The organism is Marinobacter sp. Hex_13 (assembly GCF_001566815.1).
Taxonomy (GTDB): domain Bacteria; phylum Pseudomonadota; class Gammaproteobacteria; order Pseudomonadales; family Oleiphilaceae; genus Marinobacter; species Marinobacter salarius.
This window is the reverse complement of the sequence record NZ_LSMM01000048.1, coordinates 1-20,569: the sequence shown is the minus strand read 5'-3', so window position 1 is coordinate 20,569 and position 20,569 is coordinate 1. Positions and strand designations below refer to the sequence as shown.

20 protein-coding genes and 1 pseudogene are annotated in these 20,569 nt (G+C 57.9%); 10 read left to right on the top strand and 11 right to left on the bottom strand.

What is annotated here, in order from left to right; genetic code table 11:
- The first annotated feature begins 237 nt into the window (after positions 1–237).
- A complete protein-coding gene (locus AXW11_RS12400; RefSeq protein WP_041334002.1) occupies positions 238–591 on the top strand; it encodes a helix-turn-helix transcriptional regulator in 354 nt (117 codons plus the stop codon).
- A gap of 62 nt (positions 592–653) precedes the next feature.
- On the opposite strand, the gene fabB is transcribed toward AXW11_RS12400, so the two are convergent.
- From fabB to AXW11_RS12370, 6 genes are all read right to left on the bottom strand, one after another.
- On the bottom strand, positions 654–1,865 hold the full coding sequence (gene fabB, locus AXW11_RS12395) for a beta-ketoacyl-ACP synthase I (protein ID WP_091642888.1): 1,212 nt from the start codon (positions 1,863–1,865) through the stop codon (positions 654–656).
- 10 nt (positions 1,866–1,875) lie between these two features.
- A complete protein-coding gene (fabA, locus tag AXW11_RS12390; protein WP_007153372.1) occupies positions 1,876–2,385 on the bottom strand; it encodes a bifunctional 3-hydroxydecanoyl-ACP dehydratase/trans-2-decenoyl-ACP isomerase in 510 nt (169 codons plus the stop codon).
- Positions 2,386–2,544: 159 nt separating this feature from the next.
- Positions 2,545–3,375, bottom strand: coding sequence for an ion transporter (locus AXW11_RS12385; RefSeq protein ID WP_091642891.1), 831 nt, complete (start codon positions 3,373–3,375; stop codon positions 2,545–2,547).
- Between the two features lie 79 nt (positions 3,376–3,454).
- Positions 3,455–3,910, bottom strand: coding sequence for an EVE domain-containing protein (locus tag AXW11_RS12380; protein WP_091642894.1), 456 nt, complete (start codon positions 3,908–3,910; stop codon positions 3,455–3,457).
- A gap of 79 nt (positions 3,911–3,989) precedes the next feature.
- Positions 3,990–4,679: a PAQR family membrane homeostasis protein TrhA gene (gene trhA, locus AXW11_RS12375; protein WP_081899296.1), complete on the bottom strand. Its 690-nt coding sequence runs from the start codon at positions 4,677–4,679 to the stop codon at positions 3,990–3,992.
- A 91-nt stretch (positions 4,680–4,770) separates the two neighbouring features.
- Positions 4,771–5,481 (bottom strand): Crp/Fnr family transcriptional regulator, encoded by a 711-nt coding sequence (locus AXW11_RS12370; protein ID WP_036208845.1) that lies wholly within the window; start codon positions 5,479–5,481, stop codon positions 4,771–4,773.
- A 147-nt stretch (positions 5,482–5,628) separates the two neighbouring features.
- On the opposite strand from AXW11_RS12370, the gene AXW11_RS12365 reads away from it, so the two are divergent.
- Positions 5,629–6,549, top strand: coding sequence for an AEC family transporter (locus AXW11_RS12365; RefSeq protein ID WP_036208847.1), 921 nt, complete (start codon positions 5,629–5,631; stop codon positions 6,547–6,549).
- On the opposite strand, the gene rrtA is transcribed toward AXW11_RS12365, so the two are convergent.
- Complete coding sequence (gene rrtA / locus AXW11_RS12360) at positions 6,539–7,126, bottom strand: rhombosortase (RefSeq protein ID WP_091642897.1); 588 nt, start codon at positions 7,124–7,126, stop codon at positions 6,539–6,541. The two genes, AXW11_RS12365 and rrtA, sit on opposite strands and share 11 nt — an antisense overlap.
- 93 nt (positions 7,127–7,219) lie before the next feature.
- Here rrtA and AXW11_RS12355 point away from each other — a divergent pair, with 93 nt between their 5' ends.
- Positions 7,220–8,881, top strand: coding sequence for a M12 family metallo-peptidase (locus AXW11_RS12355; protein WP_091642899.1), 1,662 nt, complete (start codon positions 7,220–7,222; stop codon positions 8,879–8,881).
- On the opposite strand, the gene AXW11_RS12350 is transcribed toward AXW11_RS12355, so the two are convergent.
- The 3 genes from AXW11_RS12350 to thpD all read right to left on the bottom strand — a co-directional run bounded on the left by AXW11_RS12350 (position 8,853) and on the right by thpD (position 10,912).
- Positions 8,853–9,503 (bottom strand): cation efflux transmembrane domain-containing protein, encoded by a 651-nt coding sequence (locus AXW11_RS12350; RefSeq protein WP_041334016.1) that lies wholly within the window; start codon positions 9,501–9,503, stop codon positions 8,853–8,855. The two genes, AXW11_RS12355 and AXW11_RS12350, sit on opposite strands and share 29 nt — an antisense overlap.
- Before the next feature lie 80 nt (positions 9,504–9,583).
- Positions 9,584–10,036, bottom strand: a complete 453-nt coding sequence (gene cadR, locus AXW11_RS12345; protein WP_085679212.1) for a Cd(II)/Pb(II)-responsive transcriptional regulator — start codon at positions 10,034–10,036, stop codon at positions 9,584–9,586.
- 33 nt (positions 10,037–10,069) lie between these two features.
- On the bottom strand, positions 10,070–10,912 hold the full coding sequence (gene thpD / locus AXW11_RS12340; protein WP_309599031.1) for an ectoine hydroxylase: 843 nt from the start codon (positions 10,910–10,912) through the stop codon (positions 10,070–10,072).
- 348 nt (positions 10,913–11,260) lie between these two features.
- Between thpD and AXW11_RS12335 the strand changes: the two genes are divergently transcribed.
- Together AXW11_RS12335 and AXW11_RS12330 are read left to right on the top strand one after the other, a co-directional pair.
- The gene (locus AXW11_RS12335; RefSeq protein WP_036208860.1) at positions 11,261–11,854 is read left to right on the top strand and encodes a DUF2845 domain-containing protein; all 594 of its coding nucleotides are present in this window, start codon (positions 11,261–11,263) and stop codon (positions 11,852–11,854) included.
- A gap of 2 nt (positions 11,855–11,856) precedes the next feature.
- Positions 11,857–13,545: an HAD family hydrolase gene (locus AXW11_RS12330; protein ID WP_036208863.1), complete on the top strand. Its 1,689-nt coding sequence runs from the start codon at positions 11,857–11,859 to the stop codon at positions 13,543–13,545.
- 2 nt (positions 13,546–13,547) lie between these two features.
- Here the strand turns inward: AXW11_RS12330 and AXW11_RS12325 are convergent, their stop codons facing one another.
- Entirely contained in the window at positions 13,548–14,795 is a 1,248-nt protein-coding gene (locus AXW11_RS12325; RefSeq protein WP_143071150.1) for a substrate-binding periplasmic protein, read from the bottom strand.
- 141 nt (positions 14,796–14,936) lie between these two features.
- On the opposite strand from AXW11_RS12325, the gene AXW11_RS12320 reads away from it, so the two are divergent.
- The 5 genes and pseudogenes from AXW11_RS12320 to AXW11_RS12300 form a co-directional block, all read left to right on the top strand.
- A complete protein-coding gene (locus AXW11_RS12320; protein WP_091642905.1) occupies positions 14,937–15,653 on the top strand; it encodes a response regulator in 717 nt (238 codons plus the stop codon).
- Positions 15,640–17,109, top strand: coding sequence for an ATP-binding protein (locus tag AXW11_RS12315; RefSeq protein WP_091642907.1), 1,470 nt, complete (start codon positions 15,640–15,642; stop codon positions 17,107–17,109). Before AXW11_RS12320 ends, AXW11_RS12315 begins: the two co-directional genes overlap by 14 nt.
- A 109-nt stretch (positions 17,110–17,218) precedes the next feature.
- Positions 17,219–18,655: a carbohydrate porin gene (locus AXW11_RS12310; protein WP_198324904.1), complete on the top strand. Its 1,437-nt coding sequence runs from the start codon at positions 17,219–17,221 to the stop codon at positions 18,653–18,655.
- 41 nt (positions 18,656–18,696) lie between these two features.
- A pseudogene (locus AXW11_RS12305) lies at positions 18,697–19,956 on the top strand (ABC transporter substrate-binding protein).
- Positions 19,957–20,010: 54 nt separating this feature from the next.
- A partial coding sequence (locus tag AXW11_RS12300; protein WP_502690967.1) for a carbohydrate ABC transporter permease occupies positions 20,011–20,569 on the top strand: 559 nt, incomplete at its 3' end.

Sequence of the window (20,569 nt, the reverse complement as noted above, 5' to 3'; positions counted from 1 at the left end):
CAATACCAGAGTAAAATAGTCAGGTATTAAATTGCGCGTGTCGTGATTATACCTTAATCGACCCTTGTGGCACTAAGGGTGCGGTAATCGAGTCGATAGCCAGGCTATTTGTGCCTTTAGGCGGTGCGTGTCTTCCTGTCTGCGACTAAAGCCCAATATGGTTATTTTCGGCTAACATGTGTACGCTGACCGGCGCAGGTAAAGCGTGCCTGCAGGGAATGATCAGGAGACCGTGACATGCACTCAGAACCGATGAAGCCCCGCGCGGCTATGGCACCGTTCAGTGCGCGAGTGACTTCGTTGATTGCCGGGCATCTGGAGCGAGGTCGGGTAGGGGTGGAGGCTGTTGCCTCTCAACTGCACATGAGCCGGCACACGCTCCATAAAAGATTGAAAGAAGAAAATCTGACCTTTGCTGCGTTGCTTGAGGACATCCGGCGTGAACGGGCGCTGGCCTACCTGAAGGATCGCAGTAAGCCCCTGGTGGAAATCGCTGAACAGCTCGGGTTCTCCGAACTCAGTGCTTTCAGCCGTGCGTTCAAACGCTGGATGGGTAAATCGCCAGGAGCCTACCGCTCGCGGGTTGCTTAAGGAATATTGAAAACGCCGGGGCCGCAAATTTGTGCATGCCCCGGCGGTTTGTTGCCTGGTGGTCAGGCTTTCTTGAAGATCAGCGTGCCGTTAGTGCCGCCGAATCCAAAGCTGTTGCTCATCACCAGAGGCAGGTCCACGTTGTCCTGCCGCTCTCTCACGATGGGGTAGCCTTCGGCGCCTTCATCCAGGTTCTCGATATTGGCAGACGGAGCAATAAAGTTCCCCCGCTGCATGATCAGACTGTAGATGGCTTCGTGCACACCGGCTGCGCCCAGGGCATGGCCGCAAAGTGGCTTGGTTGAGCTCAGTGGCGGTATCTTGTCGCCAAAGGTTTCCTTCAGCGCTTTGAGTTCGGTGACATCCCCCGCCGGCGTGCTGGTGCCGTGGGTGTTGACGTAGCTGATCTCGCCATCAACGTTTTTCATCGCCTGCTGCATGCAGCGAATGGCGCCTTCGCCGCTGGGCGCCACCATATCGGCGCCATCAGAGGTTGAGCCGAAGCCGACCAGTTCGGCCAGGATGTTGGCCCCACGTGCTTCTGCATGCTCCAGGGCTTCCAGTACCAGAATGCCGCCGCCACCGGAAATCACGAAACCGTCCCGATCCCGATCATAGGTGCGGGAGGCTTTTCCGGGAGTGTCGTTGTATTTGGTGGAGAGCGCACCCATGGCATCGAACATCAGGCTCAGCGTCCAGTGGATGTCTTCACCACCACCGGCAAACATCACGTCCTGGCGACCCAGCGCAATCATATCGGCGGCGTGGCCAATGGAGTGGGCGCTGGTGGCGCAGGCGGAGGTAATGCCGTAGTTGATGCCGGTAATGCCGAATGCCGTAGCAAGAGAAGCATTGATGGCGCTGCCCATGGTGCGTGGCACACGGTACGGACCTACCCGGCGGATGCCTTTCTCGCGGTGGGTATCGATCGCATCCATCAGCTCGACCGTTGACGCACCACCAGCACCGGTGATGACGCCGGTTGAGTTGGCGCGGATGTGCTCTTCCGTCAGCCCGGCTTGCTCAATGGCTTCTTTCATCGCCAGGTAGGTGTAGCCCGAGGCCGGGCACATGAAGCGCATCAGCTTGCGGTCAATCAGTTCCGGCAGGTTGAGGTCAATCTGTCCGCACACATGGCTGCGCAGACCGTTGTCCTTGGCTTCCTGGCTAAAGCCAATGCCAGGTATTGAATCCCGCAGGGACCGGGTTACTTCGTCTTTATTGGTTCCGAGGCTGGAGACGATTCCCATGCCTGTAATAACAACACGACGCATTTAATGGCTCCTAGAAGTCATCCGTAGAATTGAACATGCCGACCTTCAGGTCTTTGGCGGTGTATATTTCCCGGCCATCCACTTCCATACGGGCATCGGCAATGGCCATGGTGAGCTTGCGGCGGATGACCCGTTTGATGTCGAGGTGATAACGCACGAGTTTGTTCGTGGGTAGCACCTGGCCGGAAAACTTCACCTCACCGCTTCCAAGCGCGCGCCCCTTGCCTTCACCTCCGGTGGCTGCCAGGAAAAAGCCCACCAACTGCCACATGGCGTCCAGGCCCAGACAGCCGGGCATGACCGGATCGTCCACAAAATGAACCTTGAAGAACCAGAGGTCCGGGTTGATGTCCAGCTCGGCAACGATGCTGCCTTTGCCATAGAGCCCGTCGGTTTCGCTGAAATGGGTAACGCGGTCCATCATCAGCATTTCATTGATGGGCAGTCGCATCTTGCCGGGGAAGAGCGTGCCTTGTCCGCAGGCTTCCAGATCGGCCTTGGTAAAGTGATCAGGGGTCATAATGCCAGTGTTCCTGTTACAAAATGGTTTCTTATACTTTAGCTGGTATTACCGCTAAGGCTATTGACCATTGGTTGCAGTTTGCAGTCGGGCACAAATTTTCTGTGACGATTTTCCACTTCGCCATGGCGACGCCACCCTGGCCAACGACTCCGGAGGTCAGCGCCCCCCGGATTTTTCGGATACCTGCTTCGTCAGTTCCTGCAGCTGTTGCTGAACCGCCTTTAACTGGCGTGCGATCTCGTCCCGTTCATCGTGGGCTTTCTGGGCCTGCTCCGCGTTCTGTTCTTCACTCATGACTTCCAGGATCGCCCCGATCATCATGTTGAGGAATACGAACGCCGTCAGGAATATGAACGTCAGGTAGTAGAGCCAACTGAGCGGGTAGGATTCCATCGTGGCATACATTACATCCGTCCAGTCCTCGAAGGTTGCCACCCGGAACAGAGTAAGCATGGCTATGGCGACATCGCCCCAAAGGGTCTCGTCCACGTCGGCAAAGAACATTGAGCCCATGGCCGCATAAATGTAGAAAATGATAAACATCAACAGGGCGATGTAGCCCATGCGCGGGATGGCTTTCAGAAGAGAGTTGATCAGGAATCGCAGCTCTGGCACCACAGAGACCAGGCGCAACACCCGGAACACTCGCAACAATCGGCCAAGCAGCACGGCGTCGGAGTTGTCCAGTGGAATAAGGCTGCCAACCACGACCAGTGTGTCGAACAGGTTCCAGCCGTCCATCAGAAAGCGTTTCTTGTTGGGGCAGGCAGCAAAACGGAACAGGATTTCTATCAGGAAAAACAAGGTGATGGCGTTGTCCATCACGCTAAGGGAACCCTCCACCAGTGGCGGAAGCTCATAGGTCTTTGCGCCAATGGTGAGCGCCGACAGGATGATAATGCCGATAACCACGCTCTGGAATATCCGGCTGGACTCAATGCGGCGCAGTTGTTCGAATCCGGTTGTGGGGCTTGGTTGGGCAGACATGGGAAAACAGCAACTCCATAACGATCGCGGAGCCTGAATTCTAAAGGGAGTGGGCCGGATTGGGTAGCGGGAACTGTGCTCAGGCGTTGGCGAGTATGATCCGCCACTGCTCTTCAGTAACGGGCATCACCGACAGGCGGTTGCCACGCCTGATCAGCGCCAGGCCATCAAGCCCCGGCAGGGACTTGATTTCATCCAGTGGGATCAGTCGCGGCAGCTTTTTCTCAAAGGCCATATCAACGGCCTGCCAGCGTGGCTTGTCCGGTGTGCTTTTGGGGTCGTAGTAGGGCGAGTTTTCCCGGAACTGGGTCGGGTCCGGATAGGCGGACGTGACGACGCGGACAATCCCTGCCACGCCAATGTGTTTGCAGCTGGAGTGGTAAACAAGCACGTCGTCCCCCTCGGCCATTTCCTGCAGGAAATTTCGCGCCTGATAGTTGCGCACTCCGTCCCAGGGGATGGTCTGATCCTTCGCGTTCTCAAAGTCATCAATGCTGCATTCGGACGGTTCGGTCTTGACCAGCCACTTTGCCATCGCTCGGCTCCCGACATGGTGAGGTTATACAGTATAACCAAAATCCGGCTCGTCTGGCCGTTATGGCACAGTCACGCTGTCAAAGGGTATGGGGCAGGACGCCGTAGTAGATTGCGCTGAAGTGCAGGGCGCTGCCGCCGATGACGAACAGGTGCCATACCGCATGCATGTAGGGAATGCGGTCCGCGAGGTAGAAGCCGACGCCGGCTGTATAGACCACGCCACCCGCGATGGTCAGGTAGAGGGCTGTCTCGCTGATGCTCGCTACCAGGTCCGATGAGGCGAAGGTGATCAGCCAACCCATGGCAATGTAGATACCTACACGTGCCAGTTTGAAGCGGTTCTGGAAGATGACTTTCAGAACCACGCCGGTAGCCGCCAGGGACCAGATGATGGCAAACAGGGTCCAGCCGCTGGTACCGCGCATGTTGACCAGCAGGAAAGGGGTGTAGGTGCCGGCGATCAGCACGAAGATGGCGCAGTGATCCAGGGTCTTGAACAGCGCTCGCATCCGGGGATGGCGAGCACCATGGTAAAGCGCCGATGCCAGGTAAAGCATGATCAGGGACGCGCCAAAAATGCTGAAGCTTACAACCTTCCAGACATCACCCAGTTGGCTGGCCGCGACGATCAATGCAACCGTGCCGATCACGCTAAGAAGGGCGCCGAGGCCGTGGGTGGCACTGTTCAGCCATTCCTCGATACGGTGATGGACGGATTCTTCGGGGTTCTCGCGAGCTTTCATGGGTACCTGGTTCGGTTCTGTCATGCCGCTACGGTACTTCAGCGTACAGGTGTACGCAATAGACGAAGTGTGACGTGTTGTTCAGCTCGAGCCTGTAAGAACGCTGTTCGACGGATTATCCCGAACTGCGGCCGTTGCCGGTGGCCTTCTTCAGCCTTGAGAAAGTTGCCGGCACCACGCCCAGCCACGACGCCAGCTGGTTGTCCGGCACCCGCTTGATCAGCTCGGGATACTCGTCCAGCAACAGCCGGTAACGCTCTTGGGCCGGCATGGTTTGCTTGCGGAACTCCCTCATGCTGGTCAGTTCGGCGACTTCCTCCGTCAGCACAATGGCGAACTTTTCCCAGGCGCCATCCCCCTGTGCCTGGACTGCTGCCCGGAACGCGGAAAAATCGGCCACCCATAGTGTTGCGGGGGTAACGGCTGTGAGGCACAGGGTGTTGCGGGAAGTTCGGCTTCTGCCAAAGACAGGCCAGATCAGATCCCCTTCCGTGAAAAAATGGTGGATGGCCACCTTTCCCGCCAGTGATTCCCGGAACAGTCGAAGCACACCGTGCTGGATCAGGTACACGTTACCCCAGGGGCGGTTGTGTCGCTCCAGATCGGTTTCAGCGTCCACCCGGCATTTCTGGAACAGTCCGCCCAGTTCACTGACGAAGCGCTGTTGGGGGTTGTCGCTGTCGTTGCTCAGATGAATGCCAAAGCAGTGGCTGAGCCCGCTGAGTAACGCATGGGACTCCGGCGCGGGCTCATGCCAGATAATATCCCGGTGTCGCTCTGCCAGCATGCAGGGGGGCGATGAGCTGGCAATCGGTTCCTGTTTCATGGGAGCACCTTGGCTGAGTCGGTTGTCGGAGTTTGGCATCTGGATAGGTACATTCAAAATAAATTAAACCAGTTTGTCTTAGCGGCTGAATCAATATTCCTGCTGGTGTTAAACTCGGTGCCTTTCTTGCCCTGTACCGGAGTCAGCATGGCCGCGGCCCTCGCACTGTTCTACAAACTGCTCCCCCTGTATATCACGGTTGCCCTGGGTTGGGTTGCCGGGCGTTATCTTCAGGCCAGCGGTAAACACATCGCCGGTATCATGCTCTACATTGTAACGCCCTCTGTGGTGTTTTCCGGCGTTATGGCGGCACCGCTCTCGACGGAAGTGATCCTGTTGCCACTACTGGTTTTTACGCTGTGTTCGGTGCTCGGTTTTGCGCACATGAGGATTGCCCGCGGAATAATTTCGGACGGCAGTGCCAGTCTTATTCCGTTGTCGGTGGGCACGGGCAATACCGGTTATTTTGGCATACCGGTGGCATTGCTGCTGTTTGGTCAGGAAGGACTGGCGCTTTATATCGTGTGCATGCTGGGTACGACGCTGTTCGAGAATTCCGTGGGCTTCTATCTGGCCGCCCGGGGACGATACAGCCTCAAGGATTCCCTCGTGAGGGTGGCGCGGCTGCCTTCAGTCTACGCCTTTATGTTGGCGGTTGTGCTGAACCTGAACGGATTTTCCATCCCGGATGTTTTCACGCCGCTTTTCGACAACCTTCGTGGGGCCTACAGCGTCCTCGGCATGATGATTATTGGCATGGGGATTCTCAGTTTCCGCGGGCTGGCGGGCAACCCGCGTTTTACCGGCCTGGCGTTCTTCGGCAAGTTCGTGTCCTGGCCGCTGGCGGCCATCGTGCTCTGGTGGCTGGATGCCCGTTTCTTTGGTATCTATAACCTGGCCGTCTACCAGGCGATTTTCCTGATTTCCATAACGCCCATTGCCGCCAATACGGTGGTCATAGCCACGCTGCTGGACACCGCGCCAAAACAGGCCGCCGGTACCGCCTTGCTGAGCACCTTGTTTGCCCTGGCGTTTATTCCGGTGATGGTGGCCCTGGTTATGCCGTAACCCGGGGAGCGGTGCGTAAGGTGAACAAGCCCGCTATCAGGCCGGTGAGCGCGCCAAGCCAGTGGGATTGGACGATGACATGGCCCCCAATCAATGGGTTTTCGCCAACCGCCGGGTATAGAAACACCTCCGTTGCCATCTTCAGCAGAATGAATGCCAGTATGGTGATGCTCCAGCGGGTATCCGTTTTGATATTGAACAAGGCCGTAAACACCAGAAGCCCATGAAGACAGCCTGAAAACCCCCGATACCAGTCAACCTCGGGCGCCGCCAGAAACAGACCTGAAGAGATGGCGAGAGGGGAGAGAATCAGGTAGCTTATCCAGCTCGGCAGGGGTGGATGCCTTGTGAACAACAGGCCGGTTACCAGTAGCCCCGCCAGGTTGAGTAGCAGGTGGTTCAGGCCCAGGTGGGTCCAGTGGCCGGTGAGCAGCCGCCAGTACTCGCCGCCAGGAATACCCTCACGAGACCATTCCAGAGCGCTTGCCGGCCACAGGAATGCAGCCGCCAGCAGCGCTGCCAGTACCGTGAATCTCGGCCAGCAAGGGAATAGTTGTGGTGATCGTGTGTGTGTCATAAATACACGGCGTTACGCAAAACGCCTGGTGCCCTGCTTGCGAAGTGATTAGATTTTGTGCACCCCCTCAAAACAACAAAACAGGGATGTTCAATGCAGTTCAAGTTTATACAGGTTGTTGCGGCCATAATCACCCTTATGCTCCTTGCTGTAACCCCTGTGGTTGCGGACACCAGCACGGTTCGTGATATCTGGATCGACGGCCATGAGTACGCAGCGGTGCTGGAGGAGAACTTGCGGGTGGACAACGCCCGGGATTCCGACCTTGCCGGCACTCACTATAAAGGGCACTTCCCGGAATACCCGGGCAGTTGGGTGAGGGTTTCCCGCCTGGACAGCGGCTGGGAAGGCTTGGCGTACGTTTTCGGGCGCATGCATGCCATCGGCGATGCCCCTCGTGCCAGTCGGGTGACCAGTTTTAGTACCAGCCAGTTGGAGGCGCCGCAGTGCGGTCTTGATCATCTCCATGGCCGAACATTCATCACTCCGCAAAGCTTGACCGGTCGTGCCATGGCGCAGGCGGTCTCCGCCAGTTACGACACACTCTGCGCAAACAAGGTAGACGGCGCCTGCCTGATGCTGGAACTTGAGCTGGCGTTTGACCAGCAGTTCCTGGATCGCTTCCCGGGCGACTTCCAGGGCCGTGCAGGAGCCATACTGAATATGGTGGAGGGCTTCTACGCCGATCAGTTCGGGATTGTGTTCGATACCTTATCGCTGACGTTCACCGGGCCGGGGACGTTCGACAGCACCACGGATGCGGGAACCCTGCTGGACGACGTAACTGCCCGGAGAGGCGCCCGAATTTTACCGTTCCTGGAAAGCGAACGGTCGATATTTCACCTGATCAGCGGTCGCGATTTTGCTGGCTCCACGGCAGGTCTGGCGTGGGTTGGTACGGTGTGTTACTCGCAAGGCTATGCCTCCGGTATTACCAATGCTTATAACTCTAACGCAACCACTGCGGTTGTGATCGCCCACGAGATTGGCCATAACCTGGGGGCAAGCCACGACTCGCCAGATAATGGGTGCGATGAAGGCGTAAATATCATGAGCCCTTATGTGGTGTCCTCGGCCACGCAGTTTTCCCAGTGCTCCGACGATGCCATCGCCAACAGGATTTCCCAGCTAAATTCGGTCGAACAATGTTTTAACTTCCCGGCGGATGCGGGGCTCACCGCCGTCTCCGGAAACCCGAGTGAGGTTCAGGCTCAGTCGTCGTTTCAGGCGCATTTCGACATTGCGTATCGCCGGGCTGCCGAGCCAGCAGACGGCCTTGTCGTTGCCGGGGCTATCGGTGATCAGGAGGGGCGCTTGCTGGGCGTCAGTGTAGGTGGCGCAGCCTGTACCTTGCTGGGCACCGATGCCTATGACTGTGGTGAAATACAGGCTAGAACGGGGCTTCAGCTCAGCGTTCACGCGGTTGCCGGCGATCGCCCAACTTTCAGTTTGCTGCAGAATGTGAGTCTGGCCAGCAACAGCGGTGACGTTAAGGATATCCGGCCGATAAACGATTCGATACTGACGGAAATTGCGGTTACCGACAATGAGTCTGGGACGACGGGAGATCCGGACGACGCTGAACCGACATCAGGCACGCCGGAAGCCACCGGCTCGGATTCCGGAGGCGGTGGTGGTGGCGGTTCCGTTTCCTGGTGGTGGCTTGTGGCCGCAGTATTCGCGGCAGGCCTTCGTGGTCAGGGCCGTGTGGGCCAGCCAGTACGAGTTATCGGACTTCCGGGCTGGCGGAACTGACTGACGCCTGTTTGGCGCCTTCAATATCCTTCCGGGCATGACGCACTACGCTGACACCCGCGGTAATAGCCAAGCCGCCCATGATGGTCGCCACGGCCAGGTCAGGCCACGCAGTGCCAGTACCAAATACCCCCAGGGCGGCCACCATGACAGCGACATTGCCGATAGCATCGTTGCGACTGCACAGCCACACCGAGCGCATGTCTGAATCGCCATCCCGGTAACGGAACAGTATCAGTGCCACAACGACGTTTGCCACCAGTGCCATAAGGCCCACGACCCCCATGGTCAGCGGCTCCGGTGTGATGCCGCTCTGAAGTACCCAGATGGCCCGGGCGAGTACGATGACACCGAAAACGGCCATCGTAATACCTTTCACCAGGGCGGCCCGGCCGCGCCAAAGCATACCCATGGAAAGTACGGTCAGGGACAGCACGTAGTTGGCGCTGTCGCCAAAGAAGTCGATGGCATCGGCCATCAACGACACCGACCCGGATTGAAGGCTTGCGATGCCTTCCACCAGAAACATTGCAAGGTTGACCCAAAGCGCAATCCACAATGCCTTTCGAAAGCCTGGAGCGGGGGATTTTGGGTTGGGGGCGGAGCAGCTACTGCAGGCCATGAATACCTCCTTATGTGAGACTGTATTCATTAAAAACCCTGTAGCTACTACAGAGTCAAACCCCGTCGCGAAATTGGTGTTCAGCGAGAGCCGTGAGTGCCGGGAATATGGTTGTGGTTGCCGGAGGACGCTTCATGGGCCGGCTCCGAAGTCAGTCCGCCGAGGATGCCGCACTCGCTGACTGTACGGCCTTCGGAGCAGGCATGCTGCAGTTGTTCAAGGGTATCTTCCAGGCTTTCAAGCTCCTGCAAACGCTCGCGTACATGGCTGAGGTGCCGAGCCAGAAGGGCATCCACCTCACTGCAATCAGAGTCCGGCTGGTCGGCCAGGCGTATGAGCTCCCGGATTTCGTCCTGTGCCATATCCAGGTTACGGCAACGTTTGATGAACAGCAGGCGATCAAGGTGGCTTTGCCGGTATTGGCGATAGCCACTGGCCAGGCGGTCGGGTGCCGGCACCAGCCCGATTTTTTCGTAGTAGCGAATGGTTTCTACCGGAATGCCTGTGGTTTTCGAGATTTCGCCAATTTTCATGGTTGTTCGCCTGCCGTTTGTCCGCCAAGACCGTTATGGGTTCTTGACCGGCTTCAATGGTTCCAGATTTTTCCGGTTGGCCAGAAATTCAGGCCGTGGTTTATTGCCACAATAAGGCTCTTCCAGAGTATTGTGAATGCTGTTGTAAACGAAAAACAGGTTGCTTCGCGGCCAGCACGACATATTCACGTTGGAACCATGCAGCGTGTTGCACTCGAAGATGATCAACGACCCCGGTGGGCCCTTCGGTGCCTCAATGGCGTTCTCGTCCATCAACCGGGTCAGACTGGCGGCGTCCGGCACCCCGAGATCCTGGCTCTTGAGGGATTCCTTGTAGTTGTCCTCCGGCGTGCGACCGACGCAGGGGATAAAATACTTCTGGGAACCCGGAATCAGCATCAACGGGCCGTTAAACTCGTTGTTGTCGGTCATCACGATGGAACAACTGAGGCTGCGCATGCGCGGCATGCCATCCTCGCTGTGCCAGGTTTCGAAATCGGAATGCCAGTTGAACCCCTTGCCTTTGAAACCGGGCTTGTAGTTGATCCGCGACTGGTGAATGTAGACCTCGCTGTCCAGCAACTGACGCACGATGTTGAGCAGGTGAGCATCACGGGTCAGCCGGTCAAAGCGTTCCGAAATGTCATGAATGCCGAAGATGGATCGAATCTCCTCCTTTCCGGGCTCAAGGATGGTGCCCTCAGACAGCTTGAGGTCGTCATCGTCCTCGTAGTCTTTAAGCTCTTTGATAAACCCGTCCATCTCGTCCTTGGAGAAGAAGGAATCAAAAAACAGAAACCCCCTCTCATCGAACTCTCGCACCTGTCTGGCGGACAGTGGGCCGTCAGACAGGCGCTCCGAAGGGGTGTGTACCACAGATCCAGTCGCTCAAACATGCCAAGTTTGCGTTCGAGGCGTGTCGGAAACAGGTCTTGTGGGCGTGCCATATGTGTCCTCCTTTTTGCGGTAGATAAACAAATCCGTTGGGGTCTTAAGATGTATTTCAACCGTTGATATGGAGGGGCCCTTGAAACATCTTCGAGCGAGGCTACCGTTTGAAAAGTCCACTACCAACCGGCCATGAGTCGTGATCCTTTGAACAGTGAACGTTGATTGCCGAGGATCAGACGGTGGTTGTTTACGTGTTTTTTACGATTTACGGGTGCCCAACTCCTTTTCATGCTTCTACTATGGAAGGTTAGGAGCGTTCAGGGGAGGAAGGGTATGCGGTTGCCGTTATCAATCAGAGTGTTGTTGCTTTTGGTTCTTCCGGGGTTGGCTGCCTTGCCGGGTGCCGCCAATGGTGCTTTTCGCTGTGGCTCGTCACTGGTGGACGTCGGCGACTGGCCAGTGGAGGTTGAAGAGCGCTGCGGTGCGCCGGATTACGTAGCGACCTACCCAACGGCCACCGTTCCCGGAATAGGTGTTGTGGGCGAAGTCGAGCATTGGTACTACAACCCCGGCCCACAGGGATTTATTCGCCGCCTTGAATTCAGGAATGGCAAGCTCCGGCATGAGCACAGCCTGGGCTATGGCTTCGCCGGCGACAGTGCCGGTGACTGCTCTCCGGCGCGGCTGCAAAGCGGGCTCAGCGAATTCGAAATGGTGGCCTATTGCGGTGAGCCGCTTTCCCGGCGGGTCACCTGGGAACCCGTTGGCCGTGGATCAACGGTCGCCGGCCACTACCGTGCCGATCAACTGGTGCCTGTGGAAGAGTGGCTGTACGAGACTGGAAAGACCCAGTTCCGCCGCATCGTCAAGTTGCGTAATGGGCGGGTGGTTCACGTGGAGACCGCGAAGAAACCAACGGGAAACTGATTATGGCCCGATTCAGCGATGGACTGCCCGCACCCTCGGTGCTGATGTTTGACTGGCATGGCACGCTGGTGGATACGCACGATGCCATGTTCAGCGCCATGGAAGAGATGCTGCCGCAGTTGGAAGACCTGGGCCTGGTGGACCGGCTGCTGCCCGAGGACAAATGTCGCACCTCAGACGATGCTCGCCTGGTCCGTTACATACGGATCTTCCGACGGCTGCACCCGCGCATTCTGGCGGAACGGCGGGTATCACGCACCGACATCTTCAACGCCATCTTTGGCGACGATAAAGACGCCAAGCTTGTCGCCCATAAAGCCTACAACGATTGTTACCGGAAATACTTCGGCAAGGTACGGCCCTTCCAGCAGGGCGCCTACGAGTACCTGACCGCCATGAAGGAAATGGGCATCCAGCTGGCGGTGTCCACCAACCGCAACCGGGAGTTCCTGGACAAGGAGCTGAGCATGGTGGACGAGGGGCGCTGGCGCAACCTGTTTGACGCTACGGTGTGCGCCGACGATGTCACCGAGTACAAGCCCGACCCGGAAGTGATTACCCGCGTGCTGGAGAAACTGGGGCTGCCAGTCGACGAACAGGCCTGGTATGTGGGCGATAGCTACGTGGATATGCTCACGGCCAACCGTGCCGGGGTATCGGGTGTTTTCTACAACGGCGCCTGTTGGGAGCCGGATCGAATTGACAGTTGGTTCAGTTACCGCGACGCTCCGGCCGCCATACTGGACAGTTTCGAAGACCTCATAGACCTGCTGGCGTTGTTGGAGCGACATCAGCCAAAGGCGTTTCGGGCCACTCCGGCGGAAGTCCGGCCACGGCCCTACCCGCGGCCGGAACCGCCACAGCCCCGCATTGAGCCGGACTGGCATCCTGCCGTGGTCAGCCTGATCCGCCCGTCGGTGGTGTTGTTTGACTGGCACGCCACGCTGGTGGATACCCTGGACGCCATGTATCACGCGGTGGATGATATGTTCCCGGAATTCGAGGAACTGGGCCTGGTCAGCCGTATGCTGGCGCCGGAAGACAGCAAGACACCGGAAGACGCTCGGCTGGTGGCTTACGTGCGGGAGTTTGCCAAGCTTCACCCCAAGGTTCGGGCCGACCGCAAGATTTCGCGCACCGATATTTTCGAGGTCTTGTTCGGGGAGGATCAGGAGGCCAAGCAGATCGCCCACAAAGCGTTCAATCGTCACTACCGCGAGCACTACGGCACGGTGAAAGCCTTTGAGCCGAAGGTGCGGGCCGTTCTTGAGGGACTTCGGCGGATCAATATTCAGGTGGGTGTTATTACCAATCGTGACCGGGAATTCTTCGAGCATGAGTTGGCCGCCGTAGAGGACACCGGCTGGACGCATCTGTTTGATGTGGACGTCTGTGGAGACGACACGCCGCTGAGAAAACCTCATCCCGATCAGCTTTATCTTGCCGTGCAGAAGCTGGATTACCCGCCAGACCCGAGCGTCTGGTACGTAGGTGACAGCACCACAGACGTGATAGCCGCCAAACGCGCCGGCATGACGGCAGTGTTTTTCAACGGTGCGCAGTGGGATTTGCCCTGGCTGAACCGGATCTTTCCGGGCACTCACAAGCATCCGGATAAGCCGGATGTGGTGGTCAATGACTTTTCGGAATTCTGGGCGCTGGTGCTGGCCTGCGAAATCGGCCCGCCGTAGTCTCAGTGAGGCCGGCTGTTCGCCAGCGCCTCTTCGATGTCGAGTCCAAGGGAGATAACGCCCTTTGGCAGCTTGTCGGTAATGGGCCCAACGGGGGCGCTGACCGTCACCTGAAAGCGGGACGTCGAGGCATCGTATCGAATGTCCGAAAGGTACATGGCCTCCAGCCCGGTTAAACCGGAGCGGATGTTTGATACGACAGCGTTGAACTTTGGCTCATCCCCCTGCCAGTAATCCGAGGTGAGTTGGCTCATGGCGACCAGAGTGCCCATGTTATTGGAGAGCAATGCCTCGGTGACCAGTTCCGGGTGAGTATGCGTCCAGGCATTCAGAGTTCGCGATCCCGGCAACTCAAGTATGGTAGTGGCAAGGTCGGTTGCCTTTTCCGGTGCCCGTGCCTGCCACATGCTGTCGAAGGTCAGTACGTCCGCCAGGGTTTCGAGGCGTGGGCCGGCATCAATGGCTTGTTGCAGGTCCAGCATGCTGTCGAGCTCGCTGAACAGCCGCTCCGCCAATTGCCTTATGCGCTTGTCCTCCTCCGCGGAGAGTGTAATCTGCCCCTCCATGCACCCGGGTAGATAGCGGTTAAAGCTTGAGATGAAGCCCGGGTTGTTGGCGGTGAAATTCTCGCTCATATACAGATACAGCGGCGCGTAGCGAAGAAAGTGTGCGTTCAACTCGTTGTAACCCGTACCCTCCATGTGTTGCAGGCCACTCATGGTTCGCTCATCCATCAGAGCGGCGTCAATTCGCCCGCGCCTGAGCAGGGCTGGCAATTGGCTTGGTGATGACACGCTCAGAAAAATGTTATAACCATTGGCTTCGAGCCAGGCTTTCTCGTTGCTGCCGTCGACAACGCCGATACGGGCGGTGGCTGGGATGGGGCCGGGTTCTGTGTTGAAAAGGTACCACTTCTCCAGCGATACCGGGTCACTTCTTTTTGCCGTGATATCCAGCTCTGTGGACGGATCTATGGCAAAGTATCCGTCAATGAGATTGCGGCTGAGTGAGTGCGCAGCCCGGTTCTGGGGAGCGAGCCGAATGTTCGTGGACCAGCCGGCCTGGTTGGCCGCGCAGGTCACGGTATCTACGGTTTCGCCAACCACATTCGCTACGCCATCCGCTGTCTGTGCAGACATCTGGTAAGGCGGGGATTCAAATGTGTAGAGAGTGAGTGTGGGAGGCCCGGCGTGGCACACGGAAACAGCTAGGGTGCCGAGTACGCTCAGGGCCATAGGCCGAAGATCCATGATGACCGTGTCATCCCTTTTGTTGACAATGCTGACTGAAGACTAGCATTTGGATGTGGGTTTTGCGTTATTTTGTCTGACAGCGGCCCGACAAAGTTCAGGCATCTCCCTGCTCGAATGAATAACAATAAAGGCTTATGAATGTCTGATGTAAAAACATCGATTCTGGTTGTTGACGACGACCTGGCAATCCGTGAGTTGTTGCATGAGCACCTGTCTCGTGTCGGCTACGATGTCATGACCGCGGCCGAGGGCGACAGTATGCGCCGCACTCTGTCAGAGGCACGGGTCGATCTGATTGTCCTTGATGTCATGTTGCCGGGCGACGATGGCTTCACGCTGTGCCGTGAGATTCGTGAGCACTCACAGGTGCCGATCATCATGCTGACCGCGAGCTCGGACGAAACCGACCGTGTGGTCGGCCTTGAAATCGGTGCCGACGACTACCTGGCCAAGCCCTTCAGCGCCCGGGAGTTGCAGGCCCGGGTCAAGGCACTGTTGCGACGCTCCGGGTTCAATCGTGCGGACAATCCCCGGTTCGTATGCTTTGATCGCTGGCGGCTGGACACCCAGGCCCATGAGCTTATCTCGGACCAGGGAGAGGCCACGCCGTTGTCCGGCGCGGATTTTTCGTTGTTGCAACTGTTCCTGGCACACCCCAATGAAGTCTTGGACCGTGACACCATTTCCGGCGTTACCCGGGGGCGGGAGTCCATGCCGCTGGACCGGGTGGTGGATGTAGCGGTCAGCCGCCTGCGCCAGCGCTTGGGAGACCAGGGGCGGAGCCCCAGGCTGATCAAAACGGTGCGAGGGGCAGGGTATCTGCTGGCGGCAACGGTGACCCATGGCGCGGAATAACGAGGGAGCCTTAGAAACTGGCCGCAAAGTCTGGCGTCTTGTGCCTTCGTCGCTTCTCGGACGCATTCTGTTGCTGACTCTGCTGGCCATGGGCGTTGCCCAGATCGCCTCCAGCGTGATCTGGGTGGGCACATTTCGCGCCCAGCAGGTGGAGGGCCTGGTCAGCACCACCCGCAACCTGGCCTCATCAGCGGCGGCAACAACGCAGTTCTTCAAGTCCCTGCCACTGGAATACCGGCATATTGTGCTGGACCAGCTGCGGGATATGGGAGGCTCCCGCTTTTTTGTCTCCCTCAACGACAAACACATCGATATGCGTGCGTTGCCTGACAGTGAACGCAAGCGGCTGGTGACCGACGAAGTCGTGGCGGTGTTGAAAAGCCGGTTGGGCAAATCGATAAATCTGCACGTGGAATTTGTTCACCCCGATGACCTGCGAATACTGAATACCCAGTTGCCATTGGATGCGTTGCCGAAATCCTGGGCCCACTATGCTTTGACGCTGGAACCCATCAAACCGCCCGTTCTGGTGACTCAGGTGGAGATAGCCACAGGAGAGTGGCTGTACCTGGCTTCGCTGTTGCCGGCGCCCTATGTCTCGCTGGATGATGAAAGCATCCCGGGCCAGCAGATCGTGTTTATCCTGGTGATGATAGGGGTTCTGTTCCCGGTGCTGGCCTGGCTGGTGCGTCGCCAGACCCGACCATTGCACAAGCTGGCCAGGGCAGCGCGGGACTTGCCGCTGGATGAACACCGATCACCATTGAGAGAACAGGGTAGTGCGGAAATTGTGGCGGTAACCCGTGGCTTCAATACCATGCATCGGCGGCTACAAAGTTACATCAGCGACAGGGATCAGCTGTTCCGCGCAATCTCCCACGATCTGAAAACCCCGATAACCCGGCTTCGCCTGCGCGCCGACCTGATTGACGATGCCGACATTCGCGAGCGATTCGAGAGCGACCTTCAGGAGCTGGAATTGCTGGTGAAGGGGGCCTTGCAGGGTATGAAGGACACCGACATCCATGAAAACGTGGAGTTGGTCGATATTGACGGCATGTTACGGCGAATGGCGGAAGCGTATGGAGGAGAGAGCCCGCGGGTGGTCGTGGAAGGAAACTGCGCTGCTTATCGCGGCAAACCACTGGCGCTCAAACGATGCCTGGGTAACCTGGTGGACAATGCCGTCAAGTATGGGGACTCTGCGACCATCAGTGTGGAGGACTCCCCAGAGCAGTTGATGATCCACGTCCGGGATTACGGGCCGGGTATTCCGGAGGCCGAACTTGGACGGATTTTCGAGCCCTACTACCGCCTGGGTCAGGAACACCGGCGAGGGCATGGGCTTGGTCTCGGCATAGCCCGTAACATTGCCCAAAGCCATGGTGGCGACCTTGAAATCGCGAATTGGCCAGGCGGTGGCCTGGACGTCACCCTCACGCTGCCCCGACATTGAGGTGGCATGTAACAACCGTGTTACATCGGCCTTTCAGTTTGATACGTTCCTCCCCGAGGTATTGCCATAGACTCCGATATTGCTAATACAACAAAAACAAGGAGTCATTATGAATACCCATAAAACGTATCGTTCTGCCCTGATCCTGGGCGCCAAGCCTCTTCACAGACTGACAGCCGCGGTAGGCGTGGCGTCGTTGGGGTTGTTTGCCGGCCAGGCGCATGCCCAGGAGAGCGTGGAAGAACGCTTGTCCGCCCTGGAGCAACAATTGGCTGAGGTCGAACCCCATGCCAAGGGTGAGCAGGGCTTCTCCTTCAACACCTACGCCCGTTCGGGCCTGCTGCTCAACAGCGATGGTAAAAGTGCCCCCGGCGGCCCCTACCTGACCCCCGCCGGCTCTGTTGGTGGGGCCGTGGGTCGGCTGGGTAACGAGCCGGACACCTATCTCGAGGCCATCCTCAACTACAAAACCGTGGCGGATAACGGCACCAAGGCTCACTACCGCCTGATGATTGCCGACGCTACAACCTCCAGCAACGACTGGACTGCTGATGATGGCGCCCTGAACGTGCGGCAGGCCTATGTCCAGTTCAGTAACCTGGCCAGCTTCACGGGTATCTTTGAGGACGCCTCGATCTGGGCCGGAAAGCGCTTTGATCGCGACCTGGATTTCGACATCCATTGGCTCGACAGCGATATCGTCTTCCTGGGAGGCACCGGCGCCGGTATCTATGACGTGACGTTCAGCGAGTCAGTGACATCCAACTTTTCCTTCTATGGCCGCAGTTTCCTGGACTTCCCCTCCGACCCCACCACCACTGACGGCACTTCCGACACCGACAACCTGATTCTTACCGCCAATAACTATTTCGGTAACGTTGAGTGGCTGATCAGCGGCATGTCCGCTGCGGATAACGACGAGCGCATCGTCAATGGTGTTATGGAAGCGGCCGACACCGGTGTGCATACCATGCTGGCCTACCACGGCGACAGCTTCTTCGGACTCTCCGATGGCAGCTTCAAGGTGGCGCTGCTGCATGGCCAGGGGCTTGGCGCGGAGGTCAAGAACATTGGTGCCGATGGCAACCTGCATGAAGATGCCGCCAGCACACGAATCGCCGCCTACGGCACCACCCGACTGGGTGATAGCTGGCGCATTGCCCCGGCGATCATGGCGGAAACCAGCAAAGACCGTTATGTGGAAGGGGACGAGTACCAATGGTTGACCTTCAACACCCGCCTGGCCAATGAGCTTGGCGCCAACTTTGAAATGCAGTACGAAGCCTCCTGGCAGGTGATGGACCTGCAAACCGAAGGCTACGAAGGCCGTGGTGATGTGGATGGTGACTACGCCCGCTTTACCATTGCACCGACTTTCAAGCCTCAAGTCGGCGGCTTCTGGAACCGCCCGGAAATTCGGGTTTTTGCTACCTACTCCACCTGGGACGACGAGCTCAACCGCTACGACGGTGGCGATGCCCTGGGGCAGGAAGACTTTGGCGGAAGCCAGTGGACCTTTGGTACCCAGATGGAAGTCTGGTTCTAAGCCTGACAAACGTCTCCACGACAAGAATAAGGAGTCATGATATGAAATCGTTCAAGCGTCATCTTACAGCTCTGGCGGTCTCTGCCGCCCTGATGCCAACAGCGGCCGTTCAGGCCGGAGAAGTTGAGGTTCTGCACTGGTGGACCGCCGGCGGTGAAGCGCGTGCTGCGGCTGCCCTCAAGAAAATGATGGAAGACTAGGGCCACACCTGGAAAGACTTTGCCGTAGCCGGCGGTGGTGGTGAAGCCGCCATGACCGTCCTGAAAACCCGCGCCGTTTCTGGCAATCCTCCTGCTGCCGCCCAGATCAAGGGCCTGGATATTCGTGAATGGGCGGAGCTGGGTTTTCTGACCAGCCTCGACAGCGTCGCTGAGGCGGAGAACTGGGATCAGCTCATACCGCCAATGATTTCCGACGTTATGAAATACGAAGGCGAGTACGTGGCTGTGCCCGTGAACGTCCACCGGGTGAACTGGTTGTGGGTGAACCCGGAGGTCATGAAAGATGTTGGTGTTGAGGTTCCCACTACGCTGGACGAGTTCTTCGAGGTGGCCGACAAGCTCAAGGCCGAGGGCTACATTCCCCTGGCGCACGGTGGACAGCCGTGGCAGGACGCAACGGTGTTCGATGCCGTGGCACTTGCCGAGCTTGGCCCCGATGATTACCGCAAGGCTTTTGTCGACCACGACATGGACGTGATCAACAGCGACAAAATGGAAGAGGTCTTTGCACAGTTCGCCAAGGTCATGAGCTACGTCGATGACGATGCCGCGGGCCGCGACTGGAACACTGCCACCGGTATGGTCATTCGAGGTGAGGCCGCCATGCAGATTATGGGCGACTGGGCCAAGGGCGAATTCACCGCCGCAGGTCTGACGCCAGGAGAGGATTACGTGTGCGCGCCGGCCCCGGGCACAACCGGGCAGTTCACCTTCAACGTGGACTCATTCGCCATGTTCACGCTGTCCGAGGAGGAGGATATCAAGGCACAGAAGGATCTCGCCCGAACCATCCTGGAACCGGAATTCCAGACCCTGTTCAACCAGAACAAGGGCTCAATCCCGGTTCGTACCGACATGGACATGAGTGATTTCGATACCTGTGCCCAGGCGTCGATGGATACCTTCAAGTCCAGCGCGGATGACGGCGGTCTGGTGCCAAGCTTCTCCCACGGCCTGGCGACCACCAGCTACATCCAGGGCCAGATCTTCGATGTGGTCACCAACTTCGTAAACTCCAACAACCCGGACCCGGCAAAAACCACGGACCAGCTGGCAGCCGCCATCCAGTCCGCCATGTAATGCCGTATCAGGCCGCCCGATGGGCGGCCTTCGGGTTTCTTCAGGGGATTCCTCATGGAACACACTCAACGTCGCCCCACCGGGGTGGCCAGGGCATCGTCTGGCCTGATGGATGGCCTGCAGCGCTGGTTGCCCAAACTGGTGGTGGCCCCGACCTTCCTGCTGGTTGGCATCGGGATCTATGGCTACATGCTATGGACGGGCGTGCTGTCATTTACCAATTCCAGCTTCCTGCCCAGTTACAATTTCGTCGGCCTTGAGCAATACGCCAAGCTGATGGAGAGCGAGCGCTGGATCGTCGCTTCATGGAATCTGGCGATATTTGGCGGGCTCTTTATCGGCATCTGCCTGTTGATCGGTGTGGTGCTGGCGATCTTTCTGGACCAGCGCATCCGCCAGGAAGGCGCGATCCGGACTATTTATCTCTATCCCATGGCGCTGTCCATGATTGTCACCGGCACCGTCTGGCGCTGGATTCTTAACCCGCGCCTGGGCCTGGAAAAACTGATGCACGACTGGGGCTGGACGTCCTTCAGCTTCGACTGGCTGGTGAATTCCGACTTCGCCATCTACACCATTGTGATGGCGGCGGTCTGGCAGGCCTCCGGCTTTG

What these genes read in the sequence shown, in the direction of transcription:
- AXW11_RS12330 (WP_036208863.1), top strand. Translation starts at nt 11,857, where the DNA reads ATGGCCCGATTCAGCGATGGACTGCCCGCACCCTCGGTGCTGATGTTT.
- AXW11_RS12310 (WP_198324904.1), top strand. Translation starts at nt 17,219, where the DNA reads ATGAATACCCATAAAACGTATCGTTCTGCCCTGATCCTGGGCGCCAAG.
- AXW11_RS12335 (WP_036208860.1), top strand. Translation starts at nt 11,261, where the DNA reads ATGCGGTTGCCGTTATCAATCAGAGTGTTGTTGCTTTTGGTTCTTCCG.
- rrtA (WP_091642897.1), bottom strand. Translation starts at nt 7,126, where the DNA reads ATGACACACACACGATCACCACAACTATTCCCTTGCTGGCCGAGATTC.
- trhA (WP_081899296.1), bottom strand. Translation starts at nt 4,679, where the DNA reads ATGACAGAACCGAACCAGGTACCCATGAAAGCTCGCGAGAACCCCGAA.
- AXW11_RS12320 (WP_091642905.1), top strand. Translation starts at nt 14,937, where the DNA reads ATGTCTGATGTAAAAACATCGATTCTGGTTGTTGACGACGACCTGGCA.
- AXW11_RS12355 (WP_091642899.1), top strand. Translation starts at nt 7,220, where the DNA reads ATGCAGTTCAAGTTTATACAGGTTGTTGCGGCCATAATCACCCTTATG.
- AXW11_RS12370 (WP_036208845.1), bottom strand. Translation starts at nt 5,481, where the DNA reads ATGAAACAGGAACCGATTGCCAGCTCATCGCCCCCCTGCATGCTGGCA.
- AXW11_RS12400 (WP_041334002.1), top strand. Translation starts at nt 238, where the DNA reads ATGCACTCAGAACCGATGAAGCCCCGCGCGGCTATGGCACCGTTCAGT.
- AXW11_RS12380 (WP_091642894.1), bottom strand. Translation starts at nt 3,910, where the DNA reads ATGGCAAAGTGGCTGGTCAAGACCGAACCGTCCGAATGCAGCATTGAT.
- AXW11_RS12365 (WP_036208847.1), top strand. Translation starts at nt 5,629, where the DNA reads ATGGCCGCGGCCCTCGCACTGTTCTACAAACTGCTCCCCCTGTATATC.
- AXW11_RS12325 (WP_143071150.1), bottom strand. Translation starts at nt 14,795, where the DNA reads ATGGATCTTCGGCCTATGGCCCTGAGCGTACTCGGCACCCTAGCTGTT.
- AXW11_RS12350 (WP_041334016.1), bottom strand. Translation starts at nt 9,503, where the DNA reads ATGGCCTGCAGTAGCTGCTCCGCCCCCAACCCAAAATCCCCCGCTCCA.
- AXW11_RS12385 (WP_091642891.1), bottom strand. Translation starts at nt 3,375, where the DNA reads ATGTCTGCCCAACCAAGCCCCACAACCGGATTCGAACAACTGCGCCGC.
- AXW11_RS12315 (WP_091642907.1), top strand. Translation starts at nt 15,640, where the DNA reads ATGGCGCGGAATAACGAGGGAGCCTTAGAAACTGGCCGCAAAGTCTGG.
- cadR (WP_085679212.1), bottom strand. Translation starts at nt 10,036, where the DNA reads ATGAAAATTGGCGAAATCTCGAAAACCACAGGCATTCCGGTAGAAACC.
- fabA (WP_007153372.1), bottom strand. Translation starts at nt 2,385, where the DNA reads ATGACCCCTGATCACTTTACCAAGGCCGATCTGGAAGCCTGCGGACAA.
- fabB (WP_091642888.1), bottom strand. Translation starts at nt 1,865, where the DNA reads ATGCGTCGTGTTGTTATTACAGGCATGGGAATCGTCTCCAGCCTCGGA.